Raw genomic sequence first — 17,787 nt, 5'->3', positions numbered from 1 at the left:
CATCGCTGGGTGACTACGACATGTCGGTTTTGGGCCGCAACCGGACTTGGCAGCATTTAGCGGAGTGGACGAAAGTCTACGAAATTGCACACTGCCATGTCCTGATTGCCGAGCTTGATCCGGAACACGCCGACGATCCGGAGCGGGCCACGGTCAATTCGGTTCTGCAGGCGGAGTATGCGCGGCTGGCCGGCATAGCCCCTGCGGCGCTGACGGCGGCGATGCAGCCCTATTTGCCGATCGTCCGCGTCTTCCTCCTGCTCGGCGGGGCCATGCCTGACGTGCGGGAGCGGCTGATCCAGCGCGTCGAGGCGGCCCTGCGCGCAGCGGGGTGATTGCTCTCGGTCATCCCGTTTACGCAAAGGCTACGCAGGGCCAACATCCTCGCTCGGCCGCCGAAGCTTCGACGAAGGCGGCATGCCCGGCCATAGCCGTTCCAAGAACGGCGTCGCTTCGCACCGCCTATGACGAGTGACCATAGGGTGAGGGTCACAGCAACACGGGGGCTAAAGATGCAGGGATCGCTGGGGGAAAAGATCGGTGAAGGCGCCTACTCCGAAGCCTACGCCTGGGCACCGGGGCAAGTCGTCAAACTGTTCAAGCCCGGCTTGCCGCGGCGGATGCCCTGGTTCGAGGTGCGCATGATCCGCGCCGTCCACGCCGTCGGCGTTCCGGTGCCGGAGGTGTTCGGCGAGGTGACCCTGGACGGGCGCTTCGGCATCGTGCTGCAGCGCCTCGATGGACCGACCCTGCTGCAGCTAACCCGAACCGGCGCGGTGACGTTCGAACAGGCCGGCGCGATCGTCGCGGCTCTTGCCATGTCCATTCACAAGACGCCCCTGCCGCCGGAGGTCCTCTCCATGCGCGAGTATATGGAGGTTCAGTTGGGGCACGACGACGGCAAGCTCCCGAAGCACATCGCCACTGAAATCCTCGCGCTGATCGATCGCTTGCCGCCGGGCGACGGGCTTTGCCATACCGACCTGAGCCCCGGTAACGTGATCATGACAGCGGAAGGCCCAAAGCTGGTCGACTGGGTCAGCGCGATGCGCGGGCCCGCCGTCCTCGAGCTTGGGTTCTTGCACGTGATCCTGTCGGAGCTCGGACCGGAAGTCGCCGACAATCCGGAGCGGCCGCGCGCGATCAATGCGGCGGCGCAATCCGAATATGCTCGGCTGGCCGGCATGCCTCTCGCGGAGCTAACGGCGGCAATGGAGCCGTATTTGCCGATCGTCCGCACCTTCGCCGTTCTCGGCAACGCGGTGCCTTCGCTGCGGGAGCGGCTGATCCAGCGCATCGAAGCGGCCCTGCGCTCGGAAGACTGAGTTGTTTTGGTCGCACGCGCGAGCCGGAGTCACCCGTCGAAGCGAGCCTTCAGTGTCTCCATTGGTCATTCTCGACCGATTTCAACGTGGCTTCGCGATGTCCGCTTATTCTCCGGAAGCGGACATCGGAGCGCGCAGCCATAGCCTGATCGATGCGCCATGAACGAGGGCAAGGTAGCTCGCGGCGAGCTTGTCATCGCGCGTCGCAGACGTGTGCATCCCTGCCGGTTCCATCGATTGCTCCGGTGTCCCGTCGCCTGGGTTTGGCAAATGTTCGTTTCATCGGCACGGAACGATTGATTTCGCCGAGTGGGAACACGTTGCCAAGAAGCCACAGCGATCGAAGGGAATGGAAATTGGAGGCGTCATTCTCGTGGCGGCCCACGCGCTCGCGGCTTATTTGTTGGGGATCAGATCGGGCAACATGAATCATTTCCAGCCCGGCAGTTTGTTTCAGACGCGTGATTGATCAGAGCTGGAATTGCCATGAGCCAATTCCAGAAGCCATGGAGCTTGTCGCGAAATGAATTTCTATAATCAGACCAGATCGAGTTATTCGAACCGCCCACATTCAGCATCAGTGACCTCCGCCGACAAAACGAATGAGGGCCAGGACGGCGAGACACGCTTTGGATTTAGGGCAACGGATTTGATCGTATACCCTGCGCACGGCGTCGGCCAAATTGTAGCGATTGAGGAACAGACAGTGGCGGGGGCTTGCCTCGAGTTCTTTGTCGTCTATTTCGCGAAGAGCAAGATGACGCTACGCGTTCCGACGAGGAAGGCGGCAAACGCCGGAATGCGTCGACTGTCCGATCCCGTTTCCATCGAGCACATGCGACGAATCCTGGGGCAGGCGCCGCACAAGGCGCGGGGTAATTGGTCGCGGCTTGCTCAAGAATACGAAAGCAAGATCAATTCGGGCAATATTGTCGCTATCGCGGAGGTCATGCGCGATCTCTATCGGCCCGCGGTCAATTCCGAGCAGAGCTACAGCGAACGACAGCTGTACGCTGCGGCAGTCGAACGCCTGTCCGGAGAAGTGGCGCTCGTTAGCGGCGTTACTGAAGAAGAAGCCGTCAAGGAGCTTGAAAGCCTCATCATTGCTGAGGTCAGGCGGAGCGCATAGAGACTGGTCGCACATTATCGGAACGTCTGCGTCCGGGTCCTGACCGACGTTCCGGCGCCGCCGGCCGGATATGATTTCCTAGAGCTTTTCCCGTTCCGATGGACTCGGAACGGGGCTCTAGATTCTTGTTTTGACGCGTTTTCTTCACGCGAACCGGTGTCCACTTCGCTCGAAAACGCTCTAGGATGGCCGTTCGACGAAGGCGACGGCCTTATTGCTGTAGGTCCATATCGCGCCGTCGCGTTTGCTGATCCCGAGAAAGGCGGTCTTTGTACCGGCGTATTTCATGTCCCGATTGCCCCCGTCGATGCCATAGGCCCATGGGTCGAGGCACAGAAACTCGATGATCTTGCCGTCGGCTCCCGATGTACGGTGGCCGACGATGCCCACATAATGGGCGCCGCCGAGGGAGGCCCGCACCGGCACCTTGTTTTCGAGATTCTTGATTGTCCAGTCCACCGCTTTGCCGGGATCGCGGCCCGCGCTCACCTGGTCGCGCGCGGTCGGTTCGGCCATTTTCCAGCCCATATAGCGGACAAACACGATCTTGATGATCGAACCGCACCAATATTCATTGTTCACTGCCTTGAGGAAACCGTCATTGTTCTGGTTCCACGGCAGCTTGCTCTTCTTGTAGTTTTGCATCGACGCGTCAGCGGTCGCCGCCAGGGTGGGAAGGGTGTGCAGCTGTTCATCCACCAGCATTTCATAGACGCGATGGCGGCTGTCCAATTCGTCGCCGGCGTCCTGATTGCTGTAGAACTTGCGATAGGCGGCGGGTGCCTTGGCCGCCGTCGTGACGGTGTGGAAATAGTGCCAGATTAAATCGGTTTTCCACGAGGGATCGCGGACATGGGTGTCGGACATGGAGAGGGTCCATATAAGGCATTCGGCTGCGGCGGCTTCGCGGTCTTGTCCCGCTTGCGGTTGGACCAGCCGCGCTGAATGGTTAGTCCCCGCTGGATTGATGACGGTTCAACGCGGACTTGGTGACGCCCAATCGCGTCCTGGCAGCAACATGATCAAACAGACCGCCTCGGAAGCACCCGCCGCATGAACGAATCCCCGTCTCCTGTTGTGTGCATCGCATGAGCCGGGGCTTGGCCCGCAGCCGAAGATCGCTTTAACCAGCACAATGTCGGCTCAAATGGTACGGAGCGGACCTGGCCTATTCTGGCCACCATGGACGCCTTTTGACCCAGGACTTCGCTGACGAGTTTGGAATAGTGCCCCGATACAGCTGTTTGTTCGCTATCTCCTTAAGGTTGAGACAATCAATCCACGCTATTGTCCCGCCTGTGTCCTTCAAGATGGTAACGGTTGGCACCAAGGGTAATGTCTGGTTACTTCCTCACTGCCTGTCTGATCGTGGTCGTCTTGAGTTTCGAGGTGTCGTTTCGCCGCTCCTGGAATCTATCACGGAACTCTGAGCTGCTTGGCCCGGCCCAGCGGCTCGCAGTTCGGCAGCGTGCGATGTGGCCGGCAGGCTGCGGGCTAATTTGCATGCTGCTGGGGTGGATCGTACTTCATTTTGTTCAAGATAAGCTTGTTCTCTCCGTGACGGGCAGTCTAATCATGCTTAGTGCTTCTTTTTTCACCGGATCGTTTATTGGCTTTATGGCCGGGACAGTGAATCGGGTTTGAAGCGCCGCGATCAAGGCAAAGCGAAAAAGTGCATCGGGCTATGGCCGCCGACAAGCGACCATGACTTTGCCATCGTCCTGTTGATGTCCAGTTTCGGGCCCAAATCGGACACTGCGGCGGCGCGGAATTATGACCGCTGCTCGCCCGTTAGGAATTCGTTAACCATCGCGGCCTAGCCTAACCTCATAGCCTGGTCATCATCAGCCGATTGCCGCTCGGTTCGTTCCAGGAACAGCCAGTGTCCGCCAAGACGCTGACATATGCCGCGCCAGGTGCGCGCCTGAAAATCTCGCCAGTGGCCGCTCGTCGCTTGCTAAGCGACTGCGCTTGCCGCGCTCACTTTAGGAGCAAAATCCTGGTGTATAGCTCTCATTCCCCAGCTCGGTAGAGCAATTGTGAGGCAAGAATGACCGATATTTGCGAGATGAAGGCGCGCATTACCGTGTTTGGGGTCGGCGGTGCCGGTGGCAATGCAGTCAACAACATGATCGCCGCCGGGCTGCAAGGCGTCGACTTCATCGTCGCCAATACCGATGCACAGGCGCTTACCATGTCGAAGGCCGAGCGACTCATCCAGATGGGCACGCGGGTGACGGAAGGTCTCGGCGCTGGCTCGCATCCTGAAGTGGGGCGCGCCGCAGCCGAAGAGACGATCGACGCGATCCGCGATTCTTTGACCGGCGCACACATGGTGTTCGTTACTGCCGGCATGGGCGGCGGTACGGGCACCGGCGCAGCGCCGATTATCGCCAAGACCGCGCGAGAGCTTGGCATTCTCACCATCGGTGTAGTCACCAAGCCGTTCCACTTCGAGGGCCAGCGCCGCATGCGCCTTGCCGAGGCCGGCATCGCGGAACTACTGAAGGTGGTAGATACTCTGCTGATCATCCCAAACCAGAACCTATTCCGGGTGGCTAACGAAAAGACCACGTTCTCCAATGCTTTCGTGTTGGCCGATCAGGTGCTTTATTCGGGTGTGGCCTGCATCAGCGACCTCATAGTCAAGGAAGGTCTGATCAACCTCGATTTTGCCGACGTTCTCGCCGTCATGCGGGAGAAGGGCAAGGCCATGATGGGCAGAGGCGAGGCTTCCGGCGCAAACCGCGTGGTCACCGCCGCCGTAGCCGCGATTTCAAATCCATTGATCGAGGACCCCTCGATCAAGCGTGCCAGCGGCCTCATCATTTCCATCACTGGCGGCAAGGACCTGATGTTATTCGAGGTCGACGAAGCTGCTACCCGCATTCGCGACGAGGCCGACCAGGACGCCAACATCATCATTGGCGCATCGTTTGATGAAAGCCTGGAGGGTATCGTCCGCGTCTCGGTAGTGGCGACCGGTATCGATAATCTTGACCCGGCACCCCACGCGCAACCAGCGGAAAGCTCACTTACAGAGCTCGCCGGCAGGCTGCGCAACGACAGCCGTCAGGTCGCCGAATCGAGCGCAGTACACCGCTGACCGACGCGCACCGCATCGGCGCGTCGGTCCAGTGCGCGCAATAAAGGAGCGTTTCGGTATCGACCTTGGCTACTCCGAATCCATGAACGCCGGGCACTCGGCTATTTCCGCTCCTGGCCCGAAGGCGAGGTGCCGCGATGTCCGCTCCCACACCGCTGTTGGGGAGAAGCAGACATCAGGTGGCCGGCTCGCAGCAACCGACTCTAAGAGTACGCACCTTGGCTACGCCGTCTTGACCGGATCGCTGGATTGCCTTAGGCCTCACGCCATGAACCACTCGATCCTGATCGCCAATCTCTGGTGGCTCGCCGACTGACAGGCGGGCCGAACGCGTTCATGCATTTCGGGGCCGCCGCATAGGGCGGCCTTTTTCTTTCACCTTATCCGGCCCGCATGCGGTGTCCCCATTCAACCGAATGGAGACAAGCCGTGACCAAACCGATCATCCTCACCGGCGACCGCACCACCGGGCCGCTGCATCTCGGCCATTACGTCGGCTCGCTTCGAAGCCGCCTCGCGTTTCAGGACAGTCACGAGCAGTTCCTGCTGCTCGCCGACATGCAGGCGCTGACCGACAACGCGCACGACATCGGCAAGGTCCGCGGCAACGTCATCGAGGTCGCGCTGGATTATCTCGCCGTCGGCATCGATCCCGAACGAACCTCGATCTGCCTGCAGTCGCAGCTGCCGGCGCTCGCGGAATTGTCGATGCTCTATCTCAACCTCGTCACCGTCGCGCGGCTGGAGCGCAATCCCACCATCAAGGACGAGATCCGTGCCCGCGGATTCGGACGCGACATCCCGGCGGGCTTCCTGTGCTACCCGGTGGCGCAGGCCGCCGACATCACCGCGTTTCGGGCCACCGTCGTGCCGGTCGGCGAGGACCAGGCTCCCCTGATCGAGCAGACCAACGAGATCATCAGGCGCGTCAACGCACTCGCCGGCCGTGCGATCCTGCAGGAGGCGGTGGCCGTCATACCGCGCGCGGGACGGCTGCCGGGCGTCGACGGGCGCGCCAAGATGAGCAAATCCGCCGGCAATGCGATTGCTCTCTCGGCCTCGCCCGGTGACATCACGGCCGCGGTGCGTGCGATGTTCACCGATCCCGATCATCTGCGCGTCGCCGACCCCGGCAAGATCGAGGGCAATGTCGTCTTCAGCTATCTCGACGCGTTCGATGACGATCAGCACGCCGTCGAGGAATTGAAGGCGCGCTATCGGCGCGGCGGTCTCGGCGACGCAGCCGTCAAGCGGCGGCTGGAGGACATCCTGCAAGCCCTGATCGCACCGATCCGGACCCGGCGCGCCGAGCTGGCGGCCAATCGCGACCATGTCGCTGACGTGATCAGGCGCGGAACCTTGAAAGCCCGGGAGATCACCGAGCGCACCAGGCGCGATGTGATGGCGGGACTCGGCGTGTTCCAGCTCTGAATGCGCCGTCATCAAACCATGCCAGGAACTGTGCTTGCCTGTAGCAGTTGTCCGCTTGGCGAAAACCGGATTTGGAGCCTGCCGTGATCGATCCGAAAACGCTTCTCGAACGCGCCGCACAATTGACCGATCAGGCCAAGGGCGAGGAAGATGCCGGCATCCGCGAGCGGCTGCTGCGCATGGCCGAGCATTACCGCGACCTGGCCGCGCATGAGGCCTGGGCGAACGAGAACCCGCCATCGGTCGGCGCGATCACCAGTGCGCTCAGCCCCCGCGCCCATTGACCCGTGCTTCGTCAGCTCACGCGAATGCGATAGCCCAGTGACCGCCGCGCGCCCGGCGCGATGTGCATGAGGCCGGGCTTGCCGGCGAACTCGCCGTCGAATTCGACCGGGCTGGCAAAGCCGTGCCACGGCTCGATGCAGAGGAACGCCGCGCCGCCGAGCTTCGACCAGATGCCAAGTTCGCGAAAGCCGCGCCACGACACCTCGATCGCAGGCCCCTGCGCAGCAGCAAAGCGAACCGATGCGCTCGCAACCTGATCGAGGATCATGGCGTCGTCGTCGAACAACTGCTCCGACAATGCGAGCACCCTGCCCTTGATCGGACTCGGCGCGGCCTGCGGCCGCATCAGTCCTCCCGTCAGCCGCCGGATCGGCGCCGGCTCATCCTTCTCGAAGGTCAGCGTGTAGGCCTCCTTCCGCAGCCGCGGAAGCAGCGGCCAGTTGAAGGAGGGATGACCGCCGAGCGAGGCCGGCAGCGTCTCGGCGCCGGTGTTGACGATGTCGAAGGCGACATCGAGATCGGCGCCATCAACGCTATAGGTGACCTCGAGCCTGAACGCGAAGGGATAGCGCGCACGTGTCTCAGCATCGTCGGTGAGCGCGAGCTTGCAGGATCGCGGCCCCTGCTCCACCCAGGCAAAGCGGCGATCGCGCGCGAAGCCGTGCTGCGTCATCGGATAGGTCTTGCCGTTGTGGCGCAGCGCATCGTTCTTCAATCGGCCGACGATCGGGAACAGGATGGGCGCATGGCGCGCCCATTGCGGGCCGGCCTGCCACAACAGTTCGGTCCCGTCGGCATTTCCGAGCGACGACAATTCGGCGCCCTGCGCCAAAATGGTCGCGGCGATTCCGTCGCCGCGCAGCGTGTGACTGTCGCTCATGCCTCGCCTCGCCGGGTTGCGCCATGCCCCGACAGCAGATGTTCGAAGCCGGCGAAGCCGTCAACCCCAAAGCAAGGGGGCCGCCCTTGCGTGGCGGCCCACGCTCCGGGCCTAGCCGGCAATCTTGGAGAAATCGGGCTGGCGGCGCTCGGCAAAGGCGGCAAAGGCCTCGCGTGCTTCCGCGCTCATCAGCCGTTCCTGGAAGATTTCACCCTCGCGCGCCATTTGCGCGCTGATCCTGGCGGGGTCGCGCATCAGTGCCTTGGTGTGCTGAAGCGAGCCGAACGGCCGCTTTGCCAGCGCGTCCGCCGCCGCGCGCGCCTTGGCGCGCAGCTCCGCAAGCGGCACGACCGCGTTGGCGAGGCCGATCGAGACCGCAGTCTCCGCCTCGACCGGTTCGCCGAGCGCGAACATCGCATAGGCCCGCGCATAGCCGATGCGCTGCGGCAGCAGATAGGTCGACGCCGCCTCCGGCACCAGCGCCAGATTGACGAACGGCGTGATCAGCCGCGCGGTCGGCGCGAGGTAGACGAGGTCGCAATGCAGCAGCATGGTGGTGCCGATGCCGACCGCATTGCCCTGCACGGCGGCAACCAGCGGCCGCGTCGCCTTGGCCAGGGCGGCGAGGAAGCGCGTCACGTGGCGCTCGCCCTGCACGCCGCGCGACACTGCCGCGAAGTCGGCGAGATCGTTGCCTGCGGTAAAGCTGTCGCCGTCGCCCTGCAGCAGCACGGCGCGGATCGCGGAATCGCCCTCCGCGCGCTCGAGCGCGTCGGCCATCGCGCCATACATCGCATTGGTGATCGCATTCTTCTTGTCCGGGCGCGCCATCGTCACGGTGAGCACACCGCCGTCCAGCGCTACGACCACTTCACTCATGCTGCACTCCTGTTGCTTGCTTTCTGTTTGACGCGCCTTCTTCACGCGAACCGGTACCCACTTCGCTTGAAGACGCTCTAGCTGTCCTTGTCTTTCGGAAACTTGTCTTGCAGGCTGGTCAGCCAACGCGCCACCACGTCGATTTCAGCGTCCGAGAACCCGTCCATCAGGCGGTTGTTGATCACCCTCGTCCGCGTTGCGGCGCGTTTGCCGAGCTCCTGCCCCGCCGCGGTCAGATAGAGCCGCTGGCTGCGCCCATCCTCGCCATCGCGCCGGCGCTTCACGAGGCCTGCACGTTCCATCCGGTCGGCGAGCCCGCTCATCGCCGACGGCACGATGTCGAGCGCCTGCGAGACGTCGCCGATCAGCGCGCCGTCGTTGCGCCCGAGAGAGAACAGCACGCCGGCCTGAGCCGAGGTCAGATCGTGGGCGGCCGTCTCCTGATCGATGGCGCGCTGCAACCGGCGATAGGCCACGGTCAGAAGAAAGATCAGCCGATGTTCCGTTTTCATAACGCCGTTATATATTTCGTACGCGAAATATCAAGATATTTCGTGCACGAAATATCCGGCCATTGGCGGGGAGCCGTCATTTGCGTTCGGCGGCCTCAGAACCCCGCCCTCACCCAAACAGCACGCGCTCGCGCCGGAACAAGCCCTTCCCATCGGCGCAACTGCGACATTTTGATCCCGCCGCCCGATCGTTGCGCTGCAGCTCGGCAGAAAACCCTTGATCGACGTCGATCAAACGGGAAGTCTTTGCATCCGGGAGCCGCGTTGCGGCCCTAGCGGGGTCACGAGAGTGTCATGACGTTAGCGGCAAGTCCGGACAGGGAGCGCGTTGTCCGCCCGAAGCGGGCACGCCATCTCAGCGAAGCCATGCGTTGCGAGACCGCCTTTCGCCTGATCCTGTCCGAATGCCTCGAAGAAGTCGCGACCAATCACGAGGCCTTGAGTTCCGGCGATCCGGCCGCGCTCCATCAGACCCGCATTGCACTGACACGGCTGAAAGCCGCGATCGCGTTCTACGGCCCGATGGTGGCGGATAGCGAGTGGACGCGACTGAAGTCCGAACTGAAATGGCTGAGCGCACATCTCGGCGCAACGCGCGACCTCGACGTCGCGATCGAGAACAGCAAGGGCTTGCCCGAAGAACGCATGCTCCAGACGGCGCGAACCGATGCGTTCGACGCCCTCAGGGAGGCGTTGCAAAGCGACCGCTACTGGCAGTGGTTCGATGGCATGTGGGACTGGGTCGGCAGCGGCCCCTGGACCACGCGGCAGGATCCCCGTGCCGCGCAACGGCGCGCGGTGCCGGTGTCGGTCTTTCACGCGCGCCGGCTGGCGCGGTGGCATGGCAAGCTGTGCCAGAAGAGCCGCGGGCTGCAGGGGATGGGCAAGAACAAGCGGCACCGCGTCCGTCTCGCCAGCAAGCGGCTGCGCTACGCCATCGAGTTCTCGGAGGGCGGCTTGCCCCCGGACGAATACGCGTCATGGCGGATCATCCTGAAGCACCTGCGCAAGGGACAGCAACTGCTCGGCGAATTGAACGATGACGAGGTCCGTCGCGGGCTGCTCGAGAGCGTCGATGCACCCGCGCAGCGCGCCCACGAGCGCAAGGCCAAGCACCAGCGCGTCCACGAGCGGAAGCGCAAGAGCCGGCTGCTGCGCCACGCCGCGGCGGTCTATCGAAAAATCTCCAGCTGAGCGCGCGTCAGCGCAACTTCGTCGGCGCGGCGGAATGCGGCTCGCGTCGATGACCACGCCTATGGATGATGTATAAAACATCACTTATTGCCCTTGTGCCATCATTACTTGATGTGCATAAATGACATTCAAATAGGCGCGACTCTCAAATCGACAGCCATCAATCGATGATCACCGCGGCGCAGCTACGAGCGGCCAGAGCCTTGCTCGGCATCGACCAACGGCAGCTCGCAGAGCTGTCCGGACTTTCGGTGCCAACCATCCAGCGGATGGAGGCGAGCGAAGGAACCATTCGCGGCAACGTCGACTCGCTCGTGAAACTGATCGACGCGCTCGGCACGGCCGGCGTCGAGGTCATCAATGAGGGCGCCATCAGCAGCGGCGGCGGCCGCGGGGTGCGATTGAAGGCCGGCTCAGGCTCACCGAAGGTGCGGACATGATCCCGGCGGTCACCCAGCAGATCTGGTGTGTGGCCGCGCTGCTGGGAACGACCGCTCTCGCGATTGCAACGCGCCGATCGCGCCTATCGACAGCCATCGTCTACGGCACGACCTTTGCGATTTCGCTGGTCGCACTGGCCGGAGCCCTGTTCGCGCTGATCGCCCGCACCGGCGCGACGGAACTGGTACTGCCGGTCGGCTTGCCATGGCTGGGATCGCATTTCCGCCTCGATGCGCTCGCCGCATTCTTTCTCGTCGTGGTCAATCTCGGCGGTGCGGCCGCAAGTCTTTATGGCCTCGGCTACGGCAGCCACGAATCCGCGCCGCAGCGCATCCTTCCGTTTTTCCCGGCGTTCCTGGCAGGGATGAATCTCGTCGTGCTCGCCGACGATGCGTTCACCTACCTCTTGTGCTGGGAATTCATGTCGCTCGTCTCGTGGGCGCTCGTCATGGCGCATCACCGTGACGCAGACAATGCCCGCGCAGGCTACGTCTATCTCGTGATGGCAAGCTTCGGGACGCTGGCTCTGTTGCTTGCCTTCGGCCTGCTGGCGGGAGCCGGTGGCAGCTACAGCTTTGCGGCCATCCGCGCCGCCCGGCACACCCCGTCCGAGGCCGCATTGGTGCTCGCGCTGATGCTGCTCGGCGCCGGGTCGAAAGCCGGCCTGATCCCGTTGCACGTGTGGCTGCCGCTGGCTCATCCCGCCGCGCCGAGCCATGTCTCGGCGCTGATGAGCGGCGTGATGACCAAGGTCGCGATCTACGGATTCATCCGGGTCGTGTTCGATCTGCTCGGGCCGCCAGGCTGGTCGGCGGGTGTCGTGGTTCTCATCCTTGGCGGCGCGACCGCCGTCATGGGGATCCTCTACGCGCTGATGGAGAAGGATCTCAAGCGCCTGCTCGCCTACAGCACGATCGAGAACATCGGCGTCATCTTCGCAAGCCTCGGCCTTGCGCTGGCATTTCAGGCGAACGGCCTTGGCCTCGCGGCGGCCCTCGCCTTCACGGCCGCATTGTTCCACGTGCTGAACCATTCGTTCTTCAAGAGCCTGCTGTTCTTCGGAGCCGGCGCGGTGCTGACGTCGACCGGCGAACGCGACATGGAGAAGCTGGGCGGCCTGATCCACCGCATGCCGCTCACGAGCTTCGTCTTTCTGGTCGGCTGCGTCGCGATCTCGGCGCTGCCGCCGTTCAACGGGTTCGTGTCGGAATGGCTGATGTTCCAGGCCGTCCTGCAGAGCCCCGACCTGCCGCAATGGCTGCTGAAGATCATGGTGCCCGCGGTCGGCGCCTTGCTGGCGCTGGCCGCGGCGCTTGCCGCCGCATGCTTCGTCAAGGCTTTCGGAATCACATTTCTCGGCCGCGCGCGGAGCCCGGCCGCGGAAGCCGCCGCCGAGGTCGATCGCTATTCGCTCGCCGCGATGTTCAGCCTCGCCGTGCTCTGCTTCCTCGCCGGCATCCTGCCCGGCCTGGTGATCGACGCGCTCTCGCCGGTTGCGCAGGCCGTGATCGGCCACCGGATGCCGGTTCAGATGGACGATACCTGGCTCTCGATCGTGCCGATCGAGGAGAGCCGCAGTTCCTACAACGGATTGCTGGTCTTTGTTTTCATCACCGCCGCGGCGTCGCTCGCGGTGTACTTCATCCATCGCTTTGCGTCGCGCGCGATCCGGCGCGGACCGGCCTGGGGTTGCGGCTTCGCCGATCCGACGCCGGCGGCGCAGTATTCCGGTGTAAGCTTCGTGCAGCCGATCCGCCGCGTCTTCGGCACGCTGGTTTTCCAGGCCCGCGAGCATGTCGACATGCCCGCGCCGGGCGAACTGCGGCCGGCCCGCCTCAGGGTCGATATGCATGACCTGGTCTGGGAGCGGCTCTACACACCCGTGGCTGAAGTGGTTTGGTTCTTCGCCGATCGGCTGAACCAGCTCCAGTTCCTGACCATCCGCCGTTACCTCAGCCTGGTGTTCGCAACCCTCGTCACATTGCTGCTGGCGCTCGCGATATGGTCGTGATCTCGGACATTCTCGTTCAGCTCGGCCAGATGGCGCTTGTGCTGCTGCTCGCGCCGCTCCTGACCGGCGTCGTGCGCAAGATCAAGGCGCGGCTGTTGCGCCGGAAAGGGCCGTCGATCTTCCAGCCCTACCGCGATCTGCTGCGGCTGCTGCGCAAGGAGGTCGTGCTCGCCGAAAACGCGTCCTGGCTGTTCCGTGTCACGCCCTATGTGACGTTCGCGGCCATCTGGGTCGCGGCGGCGCTGGTCCCGACATTCGCGACCGGGCTGCAATTCAACTGGAGCGCCGACCTGATCGCGATCGTCGCCCTGCTCGGCAGCGCGCGCTTCTTCCTCGCGCTTGCCGGCATGGATGTGGGCACCAGCTTCGGCGGCATCGGCTCCAGCCGCGAGGTGATGATCGCCGCACTCGCCGAACCGGCCATGCTGTTGATGGTGTTCTGCGTCGCGCTGATTGCCGGCTCGACGCAGCTGTCGACGGTCGCGACCTTCATGGCGTCGTCGGAAGTCGGACTGCGCGTCTCGCTCGGCATGGCGATGATCGCCCTCATCATGGTGGCGCTCGCCGAAAACGCGCGCATCCCGGTCGACAACCCGGCGACGCATCTGGAGCTGACCATGGTGCACGAGGCGATGATCCTCGAATATTCCGGGCGTCACCTCGCCATGATCGAGTTCGGCGCCTCCCTCAAGCTGCTGCTCTACATCTCCCTGATCATCTGCGTGTTCTTCCCGTGGCAGATCACCACGGAAGGCGCGGGGCCGCTGTCCTATCTGGTGAGCGTTGCCGCCTACATCCTCAAGCTTGCGGTCGCGAGCTTCCTGCTTGCCGTGTTCGAGACCGCGACGGCCAAGATGCGGGTGTTCCGCGTCCCCGAATTTCTCGGCGCAGCGCTGATGCTCGGCCTGCTCGGCACGCTGCTTCGGTTCGTGTCACGGGGCTTCTGATGCACAACCTCGCCTTCGACATCGCCCATCTGCTCGCCGGCGGGCTGGTGCTGATCAGCTTCATGATGCTGTACCAGGACCGCCTGTATGCGCTGCTGAACATCTTCGCACTTCATGCCGTGGTGCTCGCAGCTTCGGTCGCCTGGCAGGCCTTCATCCAGAATGCGCCGCATCTCTACGTGACCGCGGCCATCGCACTGGTCTTCAAGGCAATCGTAATCCCGGTGGCGTTGCATCGGATCATCAAGCAGCTCGGCATTCATCGCGATATCGAGACCGCGGTGAGCATCGGCCCGACCATGCTTGCGGGCATGGGGCTCGTCGCGCTGTCCATGGTGCTGATGCTGCGCGTCACCGGCGCGGCCGATCCGCTGGCGCGGGAAGACCTCGCCTTCGCGCTGTCGGTGGTGCTGCTGGGATTGCTCGTCATGGTGACGCGGCGCAACGCCGTCAGCCAGGTCGTCGGATTCATGTCGCTGGAAAACGGCCTGGTGCTGGCCGCGACCGGCGCCAAGGGCATGCCGCTCGTCGTGGAGATCAGCGTCGCCTTCTCGATCCTGATCGCATTCATCGTGATCGGCGTGTTCCTGTTCCGCATTCGCGAGCGGTTCGACACCGTCGACGTCGGCGCGCTCGATGAATTCAGGGGGGAGCGCCGATGACTGCCGCGTCGGATGCCGTCACCTGGGTTCTGTTGATACCGATCACCGCCGCGGCGGTGCTGGCCGCGCTGCCCGGCTACCGCTTGACCGCGGGTCTCAATATCGTGGCCAGTCTCGGCACCTTGCTGGCCGCGCTTTCGCTGCTCGTGGTCGAGCGCCCGCAGCCCGGCCAGTACCTGCTGATCGACGATCTCAACATCGTCTTCATCGTGCTCAACACCTTCGTGGGATTCACCACGAGCGTGTTCAGCGCAAGCTATATCGCCCATGAACTCGAGACCGGGCGGCTGACGCCGGGCTATCTGCGATTCTACCATGCCATGTATCAGGTGATGATGTTCGGCATGAACCTCGCATTCGTGTCGAACAATATCGGCCTGATCTGGGTCGCGGTCGAGGTCGCCACGCTCACCACCGTGCTGATGGTCGGCATCTACCGGACCCATGCGGCGCTGGAAGCGGCCTGGAAGTACTTCATCCTCGGCAGCGTCGGCATCGCGCTGGCGCTGTTCGGCACGATCCTGGTGTACATGGCCGCGCTGCCGGTGATCGGCGAGGGGCAGGACGCCATGGTGTGGACGGTGCTGATCAGCCGTGCGGCGACGTTCGATCCGGCATTGCTCAACGTCGCCTTCATCTTCCTGCTGCTCGGATACGGCACCAAGGTCGGCCTGGCGCCGCTGCACGCCTGGCTTCCGGATGCGCATGCCGAGGGCCCGACCCCGATCTCCGCCGTGCTCTCCGGCCTGCTGCTCAACGTCGCGCTCTACGCGGTGCTCCGCTTCAAGATCCTGCTCGCCGCCAATCCGGATGCGATATCGCCCGGACCGCTGATGGTGACGATGGGGCTGACCTCGCTGCTGTTCGCGGCTTTCATGCTCTACCGCCGCCGCGACATCAAGCGGCTGTTCGCCTACTCGTCGATCGAGCATATGGGCATCATCGTGTTTGCGTTCGGCATGGGTGGCCCGCTCGCCAACTTTGCCGGCCTGCTCCACATGGTGATGCACAGCCTCACCAAGTCGGGAATCTTCTACGCGGTCGGCCACATTGCGCAGGTGAAGGGCACGCAGCGGATCGCCAACATTCGCGGCCTGACCGAGTCGCATCCGGCACTCGGCTGGAGTCTCGTGATCGGCGTGGTCGCGATCGCCGGCCTGCCGCCGCTCGGTATCTTCATGAGCGAATTTCTCATCGTCAGCTCCACCTTCGCGCGGCAGCCGCTGCTCGCCATCCCGCTGGTGTTCGGCCTGCTGCTCGCCTTCGGCGCGCTGATCCTGCGCCTGACCAGCCTTGCGTTCGGCGAGCCGCGCGGCAATGCCGCGCCGGCGGATGCGTCCTATTTGCCGATGTTCGCGCATTTCGCGCTGGTGCTGACTGCGGGCATCTACCTTCCGGGACCGCTGGTCGTCTGGTTCCAGCACGTCGCCCACCTGCTGGGTTAGCGCGAGGGAGAACAGGATATGCCGAGGTTGATCGATCTGATCCGGGCGGGCCACAGGATCGAACGGCATCATCCATGGCCGCGCGCCGTGGTGGACGGCGATACCTGGCGCAGCGCCGCTCACGCATTTGCGGATGGCGGCCTCAGCCTGCTCGGGCTGTGGGGTGAGCCGTCGCGCGTGCACATGGCCATCCTCGACGATCGCACGTCCGATATCGGCGTGATCAGCCTGGATTGTCCCGATCGCCAATTCCCTTCGGTTGCGACCTATCATCTGCCGGCGCTTCGATTGGAGCGCACCCTCCACGACCTGTTCGGATTGCAGGCCACAGGCACACCGGATCCCCGCCCCTGGCTCGATCACGGCCGTTGGCAAACGCGCTTCCCGCTCGGCGAACGTCGCGATGCATCGGCGGATGCAGCGCCCTATCAATTCCTCCCGGCCGAGGGGGACAGCCTGCATCAGATCGCAGTCGGTCCGGTGCATGCCGGCATCATCGAGCCCGGGCATTTCCGCTTTGCCGCGAGCGGAGAGACGGTGGTCCGCCTCGAGCAGCGGCTCGGCTACACCCACAAAGGTGTCGAAGGGCTGATGACAGGCAGCACGATCGAGCAGGCCGCGCGGCTTGCCGGCCGGGTCTCCGGCGACAGCACGGTCGCCTATGGGCTGGCATTCGCGCAAGCCGTCGAGGCCGCGCAGCGGATTGCCGTGCCGCCGCGCGCGCTGTTGCTGCGCGCGCTGATGGCCGAGCTTGAGCGGCTGGCCAACCATCTCGGCGATATCGGCGCGATCTGCAACGATGCGTCATTTGCGCTGATGCAGGCGCATTGCGCCGTGCTGCGCGAATCCGTGCTGCGCGCGGCCGACGCAGCATTCGGCCACCGCCTGATGCGCGACCTTGTCGTGCCCGGCGGCGTCGCGCGCGATATCGCCGGCGATGGAGCCGACGCAATCCGGGCCGTACTCGACCGGATCCGCCGGCATTTCCCTGCGCTGGTCGAGCTCTATGACAACACCGCCTCGTTGCAGGACCGCACCGTCAGCACCGGCATCGTTGCTCCAACGCTCGCCCGACAATTCGCCGCCGGGGGCTATGTCGGGCGCGCGAGCGGCCGCGATCATGACGCCCGACGCAAGCCCGGCTATCTCCCCTATGATGGCCTCCGCTTCGAAGTGCCCGTCCTCAGCGACGGCGACGTCAACGCCCGGGTCTGGATCCGGATCCGCGAGGTTGAGCAGAGTCTCGCGCTGGCGTACCAGATCCTCATCGGCCTCGAGGCCGGCCCGGTGAAAGTGCCACTGCACAATACGGCAGAGACTTGCGAAGGCATGGCCCTCGTCGAAGGTTTTCGCGGCGACATCCTGGCCTGGCTGCGCCTGAACGGCGATCGGATCGAGCGATGCCATCTGCGCGATCCGTCGTGGTTTCAGTGGCCGCTGCTCGAGGCGGCCATCGAAGGCAACATCGTGGCGGACTTCCCGCTCTGCAATAAGTCGTTCAACTGCTCCTATTCCGGGCAGGATCTCTGAGGGCTTGAGG

Annotated in this window: 17 protein-coding genes; 13 read left to right on the top strand and 4 right to left on the bottom strand. The window is 63.8% G+C overall.

Going from position 1 to position 17,787, the window contains the following annotated elements; all coding sequences use genetic code 11:
* Positions 1–20: 20 nt before the first annotated feature.
* The 3 genes from XI02_RS13980 (at position 21) to XI02_RS13970 (ending at position 2,454) form a co-directional block, all read left to right on the top strand.
* The gene (locus XI02_RS13980; protein ID WP_194483454.1) at positions 21–335 is read left to right on the top strand and encodes a hypothetical protein; all 315 of its coding nucleotides are present in this window, start codon (positions 21–23) and stop codon (positions 333–335) included.
* A 177-nt stretch (positions 336–512) separates the two neighbouring features.
* The gene (locus tag XI02_RS13975) at positions 513–1,325 is read left to right on the top strand and encodes an aminoglycoside phosphotransferase family protein (protein WP_172648335.1); all 813 of its coding nucleotides are present in this window, start codon (positions 513–515) and stop codon (positions 1,323–1,325) included.
* A gap of 523 nt (positions 1,326–1,848) precedes the next feature.
* On the top strand, positions 1,849–2,454 hold the full coding sequence (locus XI02_RS13970; RefSeq protein WP_172648336.1) for a CarD family transcriptional regulator: 606 nt from the start codon (positions 1,849–1,851) through the stop codon (positions 2,452–2,454).
* Positions 2,455–2,634: 180 nt separating this feature from the next.
* On the opposite strand, the gene XI02_RS13965 is transcribed toward XI02_RS13970, so the two are convergent.
* Positions 2,635–3,321, bottom strand: coding sequence for a hypothetical protein (locus XI02_RS13965; RefSeq protein ID WP_016843078.1), 687 nt, complete (start codon positions 3,319–3,321; stop codon positions 2,635–2,637).
* A 1,183-nt stretch (positions 3,322–4,504) separates the two neighbouring features.
* On the opposite strand from XI02_RS13965, the gene ftsZ reads away from it, so the two are divergent.
* The 3 genes from ftsZ (at position 4,505) to XI02_RS13950 (ending at position 7,275) form a co-directional block, all read left to right on the top strand.
* Complete coding sequence (gene ftsZ, locus XI02_RS13960) at positions 4,505–5,560, top strand: cell division protein FtsZ (protein WP_016843076.1); 1,056 nt, start codon at positions 4,505–4,507, stop codon at positions 5,558–5,560.
* A 429-nt stretch (positions 5,561–5,989) separates the two neighbouring features.
* On the top strand, positions 5,990–6,991 hold the full coding sequence (trpS, locus tag XI02_RS13955) for a tryptophan--tRNA ligase (RefSeq protein WP_172648337.1): 1,002 nt from the start codon (positions 5,990–5,992) through the stop codon (positions 6,989–6,991).
* Between the two features lie 83 nt (positions 6,992–7,074).
* Positions 7,075–7,275 (top strand): hypothetical protein, encoded by a 201-nt coding sequence (locus XI02_RS13950; protein WP_016843073.1) that lies wholly within the window; start codon positions 7,075–7,077, stop codon positions 7,273–7,275.
* An 11-nt stretch (positions 7,276–7,286) separates the two neighbouring features.
* Here XI02_RS13950 and XI02_RS13945 read toward each other — a convergent pair whose 3' ends face one another.
* From XI02_RS13945 to XI02_RS13935, 3 genes are all read right to left on the bottom strand, one after another.
* Positions 7,287–8,156, bottom strand: a complete 870-nt coding sequence (locus tag XI02_RS13945; protein WP_172648338.1) for an aldose 1-epimerase family protein — start codon at positions 8,154–8,156, stop codon at positions 7,287–7,289.
* Positions 8,157–8,267: 111 nt separating this feature from the next.
* Positions 8,268–9,035, bottom strand: coding sequence for an enoyl-CoA hydratase-related protein (locus XI02_RS13940; RefSeq protein WP_018270381.1), 768 nt, complete (start codon positions 9,033–9,035; stop codon positions 8,268–8,270).
* Positions 9,036–9,112: 77 nt separating this feature from the next.
* Positions 9,113–9,547 carry a MarR family winged helix-turn-helix transcriptional regulator gene (locus tag XI02_RS13935; protein WP_172648339.1) on the bottom strand — a complete coding sequence of 145 codons (435 nt, stop codon included), beginning with the start codon at positions 9,545–9,547 and terminating at the stop codon, positions 9,113–9,115.
* A 294-nt stretch (positions 9,548–9,841) separates the two neighbouring features.
* Here XI02_RS13935 and XI02_RS13930 point away from each other — a divergent pair, with 294 nt between their 5' ends.
* From XI02_RS13930 to XI02_RS13900, 7 genes are all read left to right on the top strand, one after another.
* A complete protein-coding gene (locus XI02_RS13930; RefSeq protein ID WP_240537027.1) occupies positions 9,842–10,741 on the top strand; it encodes a CHAD domain-containing protein in 900 nt (299 codons plus the stop codon).
* A 167-nt stretch (positions 10,742–10,908) separates the two neighbouring features.
* A complete protein-coding gene (locus XI02_RS13925; RefSeq protein ID WP_172648340.1) occupies positions 10,909–11,181 on the top strand; it encodes a helix-turn-helix transcriptional regulator in 273 nt (90 codons plus the stop codon).
* Positions 11,178–13,193 carry a hydrogenase 4 subunit B gene (hyfB, locus tag XI02_RS13920; RefSeq protein WP_172648341.1) on the top strand — a complete coding sequence of 672 codons (2,016 nt, stop codon included), beginning with the start codon at positions 11,178–11,180 and terminating at the stop codon, positions 13,191–13,193. Before XI02_RS13925 ends, hyfB begins: the two co-directional genes overlap by 4 nt.
* A complete protein-coding gene (locus tag XI02_RS13915; RefSeq protein ID WP_069278661.1) occupies positions 13,184–14,140 on the top strand; it encodes a respiratory chain complex I subunit 1 family protein in 957 nt (318 codons plus the stop codon). Before hyfB ends, XI02_RS13915 begins: the two co-directional genes overlap by 10 nt.
* Positions 14,140–14,802 (top strand): hydrogenase-4 component E, encoded by a 663-nt coding sequence (locus tag XI02_RS13910; RefSeq protein ID WP_016843065.1) that lies wholly within the window; start codon positions 14,140–14,142, stop codon positions 14,800–14,802. Before XI02_RS13915 ends, XI02_RS13910 begins: the two co-directional genes overlap by 1 nt.
* Entirely contained in the window at positions 14,799–16,247 is a 1,449-nt protein-coding gene (locus XI02_RS13905; protein ID WP_069278660.1) for a hydrogenase 4 subunit F, read from the top strand. Before XI02_RS13910 ends, XI02_RS13905 begins: the two co-directional genes overlap by 4 nt.
* An 18-nt stretch (positions 16,248–16,265) precedes the next feature.
* Positions 16,266–17,777, top strand: a complete 1,512-nt coding sequence (locus XI02_RS13900; RefSeq protein ID WP_172648342.1) for an NADH-quinone oxidoreductase subunit C — start codon at positions 16,266–16,268, stop codon at positions 17,775–17,777.
* Positions 17,778–17,787 lie beyond the last annotated feature (10 nt).

This window comes from Bradyrhizobium sp. CCBAU 21365 (assembly GCF_015291305.1).
GTDB lineage: Bacteria > Pseudomonadota > Alphaproteobacteria > Rhizobiales > Xanthobacteraceae > Bradyrhizobium > Bradyrhizobium elkanii.
This window is presented reverse-complemented; position numbering and strand designations above follow the sequence as displayed.

What these genes read in the sequence shown, in the direction of transcription:
- XI02_RS13935 (WP_172648339.1), bottom strand. Translation starts at nt 9,547, where the DNA reads ATGAAAACGGAACATCGGCTGATCTTTCTTCTGACCGTGGCCTATCGC.
- hyfB (WP_172648341.1), top strand. Translation starts at nt 11,178, where the DNA reads ATGATCCCGGCGGTCACCCAGCAGATCTGGTGTGTGGCCGCGCTGCTG.
- XI02_RS13980 (WP_194483454.1), top strand. Translation starts at nt 21, where the DNA reads ATGTCGGTTTTGGGCCGCAACCGGACTTGGCAGCATTTAGCGGAGTGG.
- XI02_RS13965 (WP_016843078.1), bottom strand. Translation starts at nt 3,321, where the DNA reads ATGTCCGACACCCATGTCCGCGATCCCTCGTGGAAAACCGATTTAATC.
- ftsZ (WP_016843076.1), top strand. Translation starts at nt 4,505, where the DNA reads ATGACCGATATTTGCGAGATGAAGGCGCGCATTACCGTGTTTGGGGTC.
- XI02_RS13930 (WP_240537027.1), top strand. Translation starts at nt 9,842, where the DNA reads ATGACGTTAGCGGCAAGTCCGGACAGGGAGCGCGTTGTCCGCCCGAAG.
- XI02_RS13925 (WP_172648340.1), top strand. Translation starts at nt 10,909, where the DNA reads ATGATCACCGCGGCGCAGCTACGAGCGGCCAGAGCCTTGCTCGGCATC.
- XI02_RS13910 (WP_016843065.1), top strand. Translation starts at nt 14,140, where the DNA reads ATGCACAACCTCGCCTTCGACATCGCCCATCTGCTCGCCGGCGGGCTG.
- XI02_RS13915 (WP_069278661.1), top strand. Translation starts at nt 13,184, where the DNA reads ATGGTCGTGATCTCGGACATTCTCGTTCAGCTCGGCCAGATGGCGCTT.
- XI02_RS13945 (WP_172648338.1), bottom strand. Translation starts at nt 8,156, where the DNA reads ATGAGCGACAGTCACACGCTGCGCGGCGACGGAATCGCCGCGACCATT.
- XI02_RS13900 (WP_172648342.1), top strand. Translation starts at nt 16,266, where the DNA reads ATGCCGAGGTTGATCGATCTGATCCGGGCGGGCCACAGGATCGAACGG.
- XI02_RS13975 (WP_172648335.1), top strand. Translation starts at nt 513, where the DNA reads ATGCAGGGATCGCTGGGGGAAAAGATCGGTGAAGGCGCCTACTCCGAA.
- XI02_RS13970 (WP_172648336.1), top strand. Translation starts at nt 1,849, where the DNA reads ATGAATTTCTATAATCAGACCAGATCGAGTTATTCGAACCGCCCACAT.
- XI02_RS13940 (WP_018270381.1), bottom strand. Translation starts at nt 9,035, where the DNA reads ATGAGTGAAGTGGTCGTAGCGCTGGACGGCGGTGTGCTCACCGTGACG.
- XI02_RS13905 (WP_069278660.1), top strand. Translation starts at nt 14,799, where the DNA reads ATGACTGCCGCGTCGGATGCCGTCACCTGGGTTCTGTTGATACCGATC.